This window comes from [Pseudopropionibacterium] massiliense (assembly GCF_900607225.1).
In the GTDB taxonomy this organism is placed as follows: Bacteria; Actinomycetota; Actinomycetes; order Propionibacteriales; family Propionibacteriaceae; genus Arachnia; species Arachnia massiliensis.
In genome coordinates this window covers 401,692-413,477 of sequence record NZ_LR027842.1, presented here as the reverse complement: position 1 = coordinate 413,477, position 11,786 = coordinate 401,692, and the positions used below count along the sequence as shown (strand labels likewise).

Here is an 11,786-nt window from a genome sequence, read left to right as displayed (position 1 = left end):
TCAGTTCCGTCCCTCTCGTAGCCTCGATGCCCACGGGTTGCGCTGCGCCTGTGGGGTGTCGCGGATCACGCGCCGGGCCGCCGCCCGCCGGCCCTCGGTCAGGTTCAGCCAGGCGCGCCTGCTCTCCAGGGGCTCGGTGCCGTCGCCCTCCCGCAGTTCCTGCAGCCAGCCCGCCACCGCCCTGCGGTCCTCCAGCGGCCAGCCGAGCATTGCGTCGAGATCCGGGGTCGCGACTCCCCCGGTTTGTTCCTCGCCGGGTTTCCCACCGGGTGGCCGCCAGGGTTTCGTCACCTGTTCGAGCCATCCGAATCCCTCGGCCCTGCGGGTCCCGAGACCGCGTTCCAGCAGCTCCAGCACCTTGTCCCGGCCGGGTTCCCGCAGTTTCACGACGGCCCCGGGCGCGATGGCGATGTCCCCGGGTTTCGGGGTGCCGGAAGCCATGTGCCAGCCGCTGATCCCCTCGCCTGCGACTCTGCCACCCCAGGCATCCACGACCTCACAACCCTCGAAGGTTTTCATTCCTTTCCACTCGAGGTTGGGTTCGCCCGCGTCGCCCAAGAGGATCGTCGGCGACAGGGTGCGCAGCACCACATCCCCCGATTCGGGCAGCTCGGGTGGTTGTGCCGGTTCAATCCGGATCCGGGCGCGTCCCATGACGCTTCTGCGACCCCCGATGCTGGCGGATTCCAGTTCCGCCAACCTCCCCACCAGGTTCTCGTCGCCGTGGATCAGGCCGTGGTAGGTCTGCCGGCGACGGTGGGCCGCGCGGGAGAACAGGTTACCCTCGAGCGCGGTGCGTTTCTCGGGGTCGATGGCGGTGGTGGTCACCACCTTCAACGCGTTTTTGTCGCCCCAGATCACGTCGCCCTTGAGGTGTTCCCCCACGGCATCCCCCGCGTCCTCGAAGGCGCAGTCGACGTATTCGCCGTCGCCGGGGGCGTACTTGCGGCGCAGCACGGACTGGTTGGCGACGTCCCCCGACGCGGCCAGCAGGGGCCCGAACCGCACCGAGTGGTCGAAGGTTTCCCGGAAGGCAGGGTCCGGGTCGCCGTACCGGATCCGCCAGGCAGTGGCCAGCGCCCCGCGCAGCGTGGAACCGGGAATGTATCCGAGGCTCGGGGTGTGGAAGGCCCGGGTGGCCCCGGTGCCGATGACGATCGCCTGTTCGCTTGTCACCGTTACCCGCCACCAGCTCATGATTCGCTCCCGACCTGCTCGTTCCCGGTCTGCCCGTTCCTGACCCGCTCGATCCTGTCGACCATTGCCTCGATGTCGTCGGCGTCGGTGGTGATGCTCACCCACCCCAGGCCGCGACGCCGGTCGGCGCCGATCCCGTCGACCAGCCGCGCGGCGACGTGCAGCAGCGCGACGTGTGTGTCCAGCTCCTCCGGGGGCAGGGGCTGGGTCAGGGAGATCGTCACGGTGGCCCGGTCCGCGTGCAGCTCCTCCGCGAAGAGCAACGCCCCGGCCCGGGTGCGGCGCTGCTCGTCGATGGCCACCCGGGAACGCACCCGGATCCGCTCCCGGGGATCATCCGGGTGGTCGAGTTTCCCGTCCGAGAAGTTCCACGGGGAGCTGTCGCTGCCGCGTTTCCCGAAGACGGCGTACACCAGGTGATGGTCGACGTATTTGTCGCCTTGTCGTTTTCCCGGCAGGACCATGCGGGCGGCGTCCCGCATGACGCCTTTCAGCGACGTGGCCGGCAGCGGGTTCTCCTCGTCGATCACGTCGTCGACCTCCCCCTGCCCGTATCCCTGGGAGATGCGGAAGGCGGTGTTGAAACGGATTTTCAACTCGATCGTGGTCTTGGTCGTCGTCATGCGTACCACCTCATGATGTTCAGTACCGTCAGGAGTTCCTCGGTTCCCTGGTTCGTCGCCCGCTCCCAGTTCCTTCCAAACACCGCGTTCAGGAGGTCCGCGACCCCGGGCAGCCTGCCGGCCCGGTGTCTCAGGTGCAGGGTGCGGTCCTTCTCGTCTCTGATCCGCAGTTCCTGGCGCAGGGTGGCACGCGCCGCGTTGCCGCGTTCGTCGTCGCCGAGCCGGCGCGCCAGGTCCCGGAGTTCCTCGATCCGCCCCCAGTCATCGAGGGTGAGGAATCGTCTCGGCGGTTTGGGACCCTCGTTGGTGACGTCCAGCCAGGCGAAGGACCAGTCGTTGCCCCTCACCGCTTCCTTGGCGGTGCGCAGCAGGGCGGTGGCCAGCTCCACCTGGTCGCCGATGGGGTAGGCGAGTTTGCAGATCACCATGCCCGCGGAGAAGCTGACCTTCCCCGCCCCCAGTCCGAAGGTGTCGCTGCCCGATTCCTGTTCCAGGTGTTTCAGGAATGCGATGAGGAAGGGCCATGCCTTGGTGGCGGGTACGGTCACCAGCACGTCGTCGCCGCCGAGGATGTGCGGGACGGCGGGCATGCGGTTCGCTGCGGCGACCCGGTCGTCCGTGATCTCCTCGATGGCTTTTTGCAGCGCCTGTTTCGTGGAGTCCTTGACGGCCTTGGAAACCCTCCGCAGCTCCTGCAGGCCGTCCTCCGATTCCGCCGCGGCCGCCCGCAGCTCCCGGAACAGTTTCCCGAAGCCGTTGCCGTCGGCGAAGATGGTGGCGACGTGGTTGTCGGTGTGGGTGCGCGACCCCTCGGAGCCGAGGTCGCCGAGCTGCGCCAGCTCATCGAAGTTCTCCACCTGTTTGAGATTCCCGAATTTCTCCTGCTTCCGGAGCTCGCGGAGCATGACCTGTTCCACCATGAACCCCTGCTGGACGCTACCCAGCCGGGACCAGTTCAGGAGCCTGTTGCGGCCCTCCCGCGGGGCGCGGGAGGCGCAGTCGCCGCACAGCCGCGTCGTCTCGTCACCTACCGAGGTTTCCTCCGAGGCCATGCCTGAGGAGCATTCGTCGCAGTGGTGGGCCAGGGGGAACTCGATCATCGACGGCGGATACTGCCTGGTCTCCGCGGCCATGTCCCGGTCCTCGGCGCGGATGACGTCGCCGTACCCGGCGGCCTTCCGGAGGCTGGTGTGGACGTGCGCGGCGGGCAGGTGCAGTTTGATGTTGAGCGCGAGGGTCTCGGTGGCCTTGCGGACCTCGCCGGGATTCTCGCCCCGGATGTTCAGCACCGAGTCGACGTCGACGGCCTCGTCGTTGACCGTCACCCCGGGGAAACCCTGCAGGATCTCCCCCGCGGTCTCGAAACTGCGTTCCTCGATGCGGTCGGCGGCCCCGGTGGTGTCGGTGAGGTAGGCCAGCATGTCGGAGGCGCCGCGGCGTCCCCACAGGCGACGGGACCGGGCGAGATAACCCTGGATCTGTTTGACCCCGATGGATGCGAAACAAGTCATCTCCGGTCCTTTCAGTTCTCGTTGCTCATGTACTGGATCGGGTCGTTGATCCTGGGGAGGGTGCGCATCCGGGTTTTCTTGTTCTTGCCTCCGGAGAACCTGGCGTAGTACTCGAAGCTCTTGTCGAACTTCTGCTGCTGCACGTCACTGCCCCGCTGGGTGAAGTTGCCCATGGTCGGGTACCAGATTCGGTCGGCGGGGACGCTTTCGGTGCCGAGCGCCTTGACCAGCCCGGTGATCCACGGCACATCCGGGTCGATGACCTGCATGGCGGCCCCCCAAGGATCCACCTCCACCTTCCCCGCGCCGGCACGGTACCTGCCCGCGGCATCCTGGATACAGGTTGCGGTGATGCGGCCGACGGCGGTGCCGAAGCCCAGGCCCTTACCGCCACCGAGGTGGGTGGCAAGTTCACCGTTGACGGTGATACCGGCGCGTTTCGCGAGTTCCCGGGGTTCCAGCGCGAGCATGAGGAGCCCGAGCTGGCGGGCGTCGATGTTCTCGAAGTGGATCCGTCCCTTCAGGACGGGAGGTTTCTCGGTGATCCAGCGCCTGGTTTCCCGGCAGTTGTTGGCACCTTCCGCCGGATAGTGATTGCGGCGCACCTGGCGGGGTGTGGGGGTCGTGTCCTCGGGTTCCTGGCCGTGCCAGTAGAACTTGCGGCCGGCGATCCGGCGCATCCGGGGGCTGTCCAGCCGACCGCCCCACCGCGACGCCGGTTTCCCGAACTCGGCCACACCCGCCTCCCGGTTCTCGCCCTCCACTTTGAGGTGTTCCAGGTAGAACGCCCCGGCGCTCGGGCGCGGGGAGCGGGTCGGTGGGGGCAGCACCAGCCGCAGCGGCACCGGAGCGTCGGTTTCGAAGGCCCCGAACCGCAGGTGGGAGGCGTAGGCGTTGTGTTCCGCCTGGTCGCGTCGCTGACCCTCGGCGCGGGCCTCGATGAAACCGAAGGTGGCGCAGGCGGGGCACAGCTCGTCCGGGTCGCGGCACGGCAGCAGGGACTCGTCGGGAAGCCGGTTGCGGATCGGGCCCTTCCCGAGCTCCCGCCAGCTCGACGACATCGTGAGCCCGGCGACCACGCGCTCGCCGCCCTCGCTCCGGGTGGTGATCCACACCGAATCGCCCGGGGCCAGGGCGCCGTCGCTCTTGCGTCGCTTCCCGATGGCGGTTTCTCTATTCCCTCTGTTCCTGTCCGTGTGCCTGACCATCACCGCCACTCCCGCCCATTCCTCGGCATCCCATGCGGGCGCCGAGGGGGCGAGCCCTCCGCCGGTCACGTCCACCGAGTACCTGCACAGCTCCCGGTAGTCCTCCCAGGTCATCTCGCCCAGCCGGATCGGGGTGGTTTCGAGTTTGCCCACGGCCACATAGATGTGATCGGCGGGGTGGTCGCCCTTCGTCCCGGCATCGGCGACGTGCACCACCCAGTCGCCGCCCTCCGTGAGCGTGGCCTCCCCCTCCGGTTTGAGCTGTTCGCGTTTCACGGGTTTGCCTTTGTTGCCGCCAAAACTCCGTTCGTAGATGGCACTCTCGTCGAAGGAGATCCGCACCCCGGAGCGCAGCCCCGCCACCCCGCCGAACAGGCGCCACAGCGCCTCGGCCCGGATCCACACCACCCGGTTGGTGGGCAGCACCGAGATCACTTTCCCGTCGGAATCGACCTCGTCAACCACTGCCAGCCACTTGTCGGGGCGCATTTCCAGCGACGCCCGGTGGGCGGGCCGGTAGTCGGGGTCGAGTATGGACAGGCAGCTGCTGCTTATCACCTCGAACAGCGACCGGACGGCACCCCGCACGGAGGATCCCGGCACCGTGACGCGCTCTTCGATCCGGGTGCCGGTGACGGTTGTCTCCCCGGGGGTGTTCCAGTCCACCGGCATCATGAGCGGGGAACGGAAGGCGAACTCCACGTCGAGATACCCGGTGAGCCCGCCCTCGACTGCCCTCGCGTGGCCGTGGGGTTTGTCCCGTTTCACCGTGTCGGGCAGCGGAACGAAGGTGTAGGGATTGATGAAGGCGTTCCCGCCGTCGTGGAACTCTTTCAGCTTCTCCCGGATTTCACCGGCCTTCTTGCGTGCGGCTTTTCGCTCAACTTCCTCCTTGGCCGTCTCAATCCACCTGCCAAGACCTTCACCACCCCAGCACAACCGTTTAGGTTCGACTTCCAGGAGATCGAAGTCATGGCTGTAGGCTTTGTCACGGAGAGCACCTTCCAGCCCGCCACTTCCTTCGGGAATCCACAGTTCTTTTCTCCAAGTTTTGCTTCTCTTGGAACCGACCGAACTTCCGGAAATGTGAGATTCCAACATGCACACTTCAGGTAGCTCATCGGTTTCCACCACGTAGTATCCCGGGTTCCCTTTCTCATACCCGAGGCACATTTCGATTTCGAGAGTGAAGCCGTCCTTTCGCGTCAGGACTTTTTCTCCATTCCACGTGAGTTCCGAATCGGTCAGCGGCCACACCCGGACGTGGTCCTCGTCGATCTCCTCGACGTAGGCGTATTCATTCACTGCCAAACCTCCTGTCCCGCGACCCGCCCGGCCGCTCGTCGCCGAATCCCCATTCCCCCGATTCCCCCGCAAACCGGGGGAATGGGGTTCTCCCGGTCCTGCCAATCCCTGACGGACGGGACGGGCCGCGCCGGGAACGACGCTTGTTTCCCGTGGCGATCGCGCGCATCGGAACCCGGTCCGCGATCTCCAGCACACCGGCTCCCCAAGCCGTTCTCGCCCCGATGCCGGTCAGTTCCCCCACCTGGAGGAGCCGGTCGATCAGGCTCGACGTGGCCGCGTCGCCGGTGCAGAGCCAGTCGACCTCCCCGAGCGCGACGCGGACGTCACGGAGGCTGGCCCGGCTGGGATCCCCCTCGGTCCATCGCACGGACTGGAGTTCCACCTGCGTGGGAAACACCGACGCCATCACCTCCCGTGGCAGGCGCTGCTCGTCCCGGTCCCGGCCACAGATCAGCGCGAGCCGCCGCTGGATGCTGCCCAGCAGCAGGTACGGATCGGGCCAGGGCATGAAGATGTCGCCGCGTTTGAAGGTGACGCCCTCGGGAAATCGCAGCCGCCACCCCTTCGACGGCCTGCCCGCGATCTCGGCGAGGTTCACCGAGGCCACCTCCTGGATCCCCTCGACCCGCAACGTCACCATGCCGAGCCGCTCCCGGTTCCCGAACGCGACGCGGTCGACCAGCAGCGGGGTCAGGAAGTCGTCGAACAGCCGCAACTCCACGAGCACGGCGAACTCGCTGACCTGTCGCCACCGCACCGCGTACCGGTGTTCCTCGGAATGCGGCTCGCCGTCGCCGCCCGGCGACCGGTGCAGCCACGACGAGACCATCGCGTGGATTCCCGAGGGTGTGGGGGTCAGGTGACGTTCCCCCGTCTCCGCCCGCAGCAGAACCTGCCAGATCCTGACCCGCACCGCGGGCAGGGATCTCGGCGACCCCACGTTCAGTCCTGCGGGACGGGGTCGAGGAGTTCGAGGTAGGGCCGGACCTTGTTCGATACCGCCTCGAAACATCCGAGTCTGCGGCATCCGATGATGCCGCCGCCCTGGCCGCGGACCTCGCCGTGCGGGAAGAAGAAATCGGGTCTGCGGGCCGTCTCGGCGCTGATCCGCGGCACGATGTAGCCGACCCCCGGCATCGGGTCCGGAACCGGGGCGATGGTTCCCTGCCGGATCCTCGTAACCGGGATCTCGCGTCCCTGAACCCGGAGCGACGGCAGCTCCTCGGACTGCTCCTGGCGCCGCACCCACTGGTCGGGCCCCTCGGGGGCCGCCCACGTGAACGGTTCCCCCGCCTCGGGATAGTAGGTGACGTCGTGCGGGGTGAGGTTGATGAGTTTCCTCACCTCGTCCACCTGGGGCACGCCCTGGGGGAAGACCCCCGTGATGGGGGATTTGTTCCCGGATTCGGTGCGCAGCACCCGGATGTATTCGCGGGCGCCCATACCGGTGTTGCCGAGTTCGTAGAAATCGATCGTCAGGGTGTTGCACCAGCGGGCCGTCAGGGCCGCCATGGCGGCGGGGGCACTGACCGCGAGATGCAGCAGTTTGGCGAGGTCCCCGAGCCTCCGGAGGATTTCACCCACGCGCCTGGCCAGCCCGGCCCCCTCGGCGTGGTCGATCCATTTCTTGGCGCCGTCGGCGGAGGGGGTGTGGAGGTTGATGACCAGCACCGGCGCGTCATCCAGCTTCTTGGCCAGGGCGAGCAGGGGCTGGGGGCGCAGGTCGTCGGCGGCCAGCAGCACGACGACGTTCTTCGCGGGTGCATCCCCCCAGAGGACCCGCCGCAGTTCGGCTCCGGAGGGTATCTTGTCGCGGGGGAACCCGAGGGGGCGTCTGGTCCCGTCGGGGTTCAGGGTTTCCAGGCAGATACTGGTGCTGCGTTCCGCGGGTTCGTCCGCGGAGGCCCAGTCCTTTCCGTAGGTGTCGCGCCAGGTGAAGTGCTCGATCTCGCGGGCGTGCGGCAGCGCCACGCCGAGCGCCCACGCCAGGCTCGGGTGGCAGCCGCCCCGGAAGAGGACACGCCTGATCCGGGCCGCGTGGAGTTCGTCGATGAGAACCGGCAGCGCCTGCTGCAGGCAACGGTAGTCGAGTTCCTCCGGGATCTGCGTGGCGGCGTCCTGCCGGAGCCGGATGTGGAGGTCGGCCTCCGGGACGGTGCGGCCGTCCGCGGGCAGGTGGTTGGGTTCGGGCCGGGTCTGGAGGCCGATCTCGATCTCCCCGTCGTCGAGCTGCGGCCGGCGCACCTTGAGGCGGTTGCGCAGCAGGTCGCGAAGGACCAGGTTCAGTTCGCTGACCGGTTTGCCGCCCTTGCCGTCGGAGTGCAGCAGCCGCCGCTGGAGATGGTCATTGAGCTGTTCCGCCTCCGGGTATTTCGTCTCCAGCTGTTTGCCGGGCGCTTTGAAGTCGCATTCGTCCGGGGAACCGGGTTTCCGGAAGGTGTTGATGATGTGCAGCTGGAAGCCGTCCGGGTCGGCCTTGTGGGCCCCGACCAGCAGCGGCGCCTCGGTCTCGGGGACGAAACTGCTCTCGGAGATGCCGCTGGAGAGCAGCAGAACCCCGCCGCTCAGCCCGTCCTCGAAGGCCTGGGTGATGTTGCGTTCGACCGTTCCGGCCTCCAGGTCGCGGATGTCGCGCCAGGGCACGATCCCCCCGGCGCGCAGATAGGTTTCGATGAACTCGGCGTCGGCGGTTCCGCTCCCCTGGTGGTACGAGATGAAAACGGGGCCGGTGCCCCGCCCCGGGGGTCGTGATGACGTCATCGCAGGTCTCCTTTCGTGGCCTCACCGGTCCCTGACGGACAGGACGGCCGCTGATCCCGGCGACGGGAGGAGACGTGAGCGAAGCCCCCGTGCCCCTGGATCCGTATGTGTCGTGAGGGATTTTCCCGAGGTACACGGAAAGGAGGCACGACATGCTGTGGCGCTGGTGACGTGACGAGCAGCCGAGGCTGCGAACGCAATCTCATCACACGGGGGCGAACCGCCGGGTTCGCCCCCGTGTGCGTTCCCGGGCACCGCTGGATCCGAAAGTCGGGTGAGGCGAAGATCCCGTCTTCGGAACCGAGGAGGTGAATGCTCATGTTGTGGAGTTGGTGATCCGACGGGTGGCCCCGGGCCACTTCTCGCGGGGTGCGCATCGCGCACCCCGCTTTCGCGTCCTCACGACTTCGAGTGGAGCAGCCACCGTTCGGCGACGGTCAGGGCGACCCAGTCGCCCCACTCGCCCGATTCCGCTTTCCGGCGCAGGAAACGGCAGGCCTCGGCGTCGCGTTTCCGACCGACCGCCTCCCAGCACGACGCCGCTTCCGTCAGGGCCGCGACCGCCCCTGCCCGCAGTTCCCGGTCGTCGACGGCGGTCAGCAGTCTCATGGCACCCACCCCTCTCACGGACCAGCGCCGCGCGGCCGCCGCCACCGGGTCGAGGATTTCCTGCCCGATCGTGTCGCAGTGCACCCGCAGCGACGTCCCGGCGCCCGCGTCGAGGGTGTGCCTCAACCGGGTCGTCTGCGCCGTCGTCCCGGCCACCGACCCGGCCCAGCCGCGGGCCCGTGGATCGTAGCCGAGCTGCCCGCTCAACACCGGTTCGGGGACGTCCCCGGAAAGCAGCTCGAAACCGAGCCGGTCGTCCTCACCCGGTTCCCACCCCCCCGGCACCCCACCGAACCAGCGCACCTGCCGCGGCCCGTCCACCGCGACGACGCAGTGGACCGCCCCGTTGACATCGAGATCCACCATCCAGCGGGCATTGTTCTCGTCCGTTCCCACCCAGCCGCGCGGCACCTGTTCCCAGTCGACGGTCGTGGATTCGACGAGCCCGTCCCACCCCTCCGCCCCCGCGGCCAGGGCCAGTTCCGGCCTGAACCGGTCGATGAGCTCGGCGTCCAACCGCCCGGGTGGAGCGGTTTCCTCCCCGCCCGGCCAGGTGGCCAGCACCTCGCGGGCCCAGTCGCCCGAGTCCCCGGACAGCGGGGACCGGTCCGCGACCTGCTCCAGCGCGTCCCCGAGCAGCCCGGTCAGGGGGGCGAAATCCTCCTCGGCCAGGTGGTCGTGGAAATATCTGCACAACTTCGCCAGTTCGGGCAGCCGGTCGGGTTCGTCGGCGAGATGCCCGGTGAGCGAGGCCACCAGGGTCAGTTCCTCCAGCCGCAGCAGTCGCCAGTCGAGCGGCAACGGCGAGCACTCCTGCAGCCACCGCACCACCCCGAGCCGCGCCACCGCCTCGGCCACGTCCTCGTCGTCGGGCGCGAAGGGCATCCTCCCGACCCGCCCCGGCGCGTCCCACCCGGCGGCCTGCGCCGCGAGCCCGGCCGTCGCGTCGCCGTAGAGACCGGCGATCTCATCCCGGGCCTCGTCGACGTCAGCGGCCAGGCAGCAGGGCACCTCCTCGGGTTCTGCGGGATTCACCACGACGACGACGGTTCTCAAGGGCAGCGTGACACTGCCCGCCGGCGCCGGTCCCCCCGCCCCCACCTGCACCGGGCCATCCCCAAGCGCCTCGACGACGATCTGTTTGTCGGTTCCACTCATTGTTTCCAGTCCTGGTCCATGTGATGACACACCTCATCGATGCTCGGGAGCCCCAGCTCGGCGGCGGCGCGCGCGTACTCGGCGATCGCCTCCTCGTCGCCCCGGACAACCGCCCGGGCGCGGTCCTCGTCGGCCCGCAGCCACTCGATGGCGCGCCCGAAGGACGCCGGAAGGTCGGGCTCGAACTTCTCGCCCACGTCCTCCGGCGACGTCTCGTCCTGGTGAGCACCCGTCAGCCGGCGGGAATCCCTGCGTTGTTTCTGACCGCTCGGGATGCCCCAGTAGATGGCCTGCTTGACGATTCTCGACGCCTTCGCCTCCGTGACGGGCCTGCCCGCCATGTCCAGCCGGAAGCAGTCGTGCCAGGCGCGGCGCATGGCGTCCTGGTGGGCCTCCTCCACCTTCTCGGCCCATTTCAGGTACTGCCCCTGGGTGGTGCGCCCCGTGAAGGTGGCGATCATCGCCTGGGCCAACGCCGCGATACCGGCGTGGATCCCCTTCCAGTCCAGGGCGGGGTCGCCCTGCGGGTCGACTTCCTCCCCGAGCGGCAGGAGGTCGTCGTCCCAGGCACGTCTCCCGGGGGTGGCGCCCAGGGGCTTCCATCCGGGACCGGATGGGCCGCTCAGCAAACCGGCGTACAGGCTCCTCAGCGCGATCCGGGCTGATTCATCGACCAGCCCGAGCCTGGCGCAGGCCCGGGAGACCTCACGTCGCGCAATCTCATCAGCGCTTCCCTTCACATACGATTCTTGCGCCGCGAGCGAGAACCGGGAGAAGACCGAGCGTTGCAACCCCAGGAACATGTTCTCCTTGTGTTCGACGACCAGCGGTGGCCGCTCGTTCTCCCCCAGCCCGTAACGCCCGTAGGGTTCGGCGGCCAGGCAGGCGCGTCCCTCGTCCTCCCAGAGCCGGTCGTAGAGCCCCTGGTATCCGGCGAACCCGCGCCGGCCCATCCGTCTGCCCAGCGGGACGCTGTTGCGCAGGAAGGTTTCCCACACCGACTCGACCTCCATGTCGGTGAGCACCACGCCCTGTCTCCACTTCGACCCGATGGCGACGGCGAGCGCCTCGGCGATCCGGCTGACGGTCACGTCCAGTCCCTGCTGTCGCGCCCGGGCCATGGCCTCGTCAACGCCGGTCCGCAGCAGGGCCAGCAGTTTCCCCACCACGTCACGCCGCCCGTCGAGCCAGGCCACCAGTTCCCGGCCGCGTTCGTCGCCGATCCTCTCCCCCCGCCCCACACCCACCCACGCGGGTTCAACGGCGAGGCAGGGACACAACATACGTTTGACAACGAGCTTCACGGTCACGCCATGTCCTCTGGGGGCGTATCGTCCCCAGTTCGGCAGCCGCTCCAGCCACTGTCCGCACCACTGCTCAAAGGATTTGGACATCAGTCTCCTTCCGTCGCC

The 11,786-nt window shown here is 68.3% G+C and carries 8 protein-coding genes; all 8 read right to left on the bottom strand.

Going from position 1 to position 11,786, the window contains the following annotated elements:
- A complete protein-coding gene (locus tag E0E39_RS01745) occupies positions 1-1,197 on the bottom strand; it encodes an RAMP superfamily CRISPR-associated protein (protein ID WP_130873210.1) in 1,197 nt (398 codons plus the stop codon).
- Entirely contained in the window at positions 1,194-1,820 is a 627-nt protein-coding gene (locus E0E39_RS01740; RefSeq protein ID WP_130873209.1) for an RAMP superfamily CRISPR-associated protein, read from the bottom strand. The genes E0E39_RS01745 and E0E39_RS01740 overlap by 4 nt, the downstream gene beginning before the upstream one ends.
- Entirely contained in the window at positions 1,817-3,331 is a 1,515-nt protein-coding gene (locus E0E39_RS01735; protein ID WP_130873208.1) for a Cas10/Cmr2 second palm domain-containing protein, read from the bottom strand. The genes E0E39_RS01740 and E0E39_RS01735 overlap by 4 nt, the downstream gene beginning before the upstream one ends.
- A gap of 11 nt (positions 3,332-3,342) precedes the next feature.
- The gene (locus E0E39_RS01730) at positions 3,343-5,844 is read right to left on the bottom strand and encodes a TIGR03986 family type III CRISPR-associated RAMP protein (protein ID WP_130873207.1); all 2,502 of its coding nucleotides are present in this window, start codon (positions 5,842-5,844) and stop codon (positions 3,343-3,345) included.
- Entirely contained in the window at positions 5,837-6,787 is a 951-nt protein-coding gene (cas6, locus tag E0E39_RS01725) for a CRISPR system precrRNA processing endoribonuclease RAMP protein Cas6 (protein ID WP_130873206.1), read from the bottom strand. Before cas6 ends, E0E39_RS01730 begins: the two co-directional genes overlap by 8 nt.
- Before the next feature lie 2 nt (positions 6,788-6,789).
- Positions 6,790-8,607: a hypothetical protein gene (locus E0E39_RS01720; RefSeq protein WP_130873205.1), complete on the bottom strand. Its 1,818-nt coding sequence runs from the start codon at positions 8,605-8,607 to the stop codon at positions 6,790-6,792.
- 399 nt (positions 8,608-9,006) lie between these two features.
- Entirely contained in the window at positions 9,007-10,374 is a 1,368-nt protein-coding gene (locus E0E39_RS01715; RefSeq protein WP_130873204.1) for a hypothetical protein, read from the bottom strand.
- Positions 10,371-11,768, bottom strand: coding sequence for a hypothetical protein (locus tag E0E39_RS01710; RefSeq protein ID WP_130873203.1), 1,398 nt, complete (start codon positions 11,766-11,768; stop codon positions 10,371-10,373). The genes E0E39_RS01715 and E0E39_RS01710 overlap by 4 nt, the downstream gene beginning before the upstream one ends.
- Positions 11,769-11,786 lie beyond the last annotated feature (18 nt).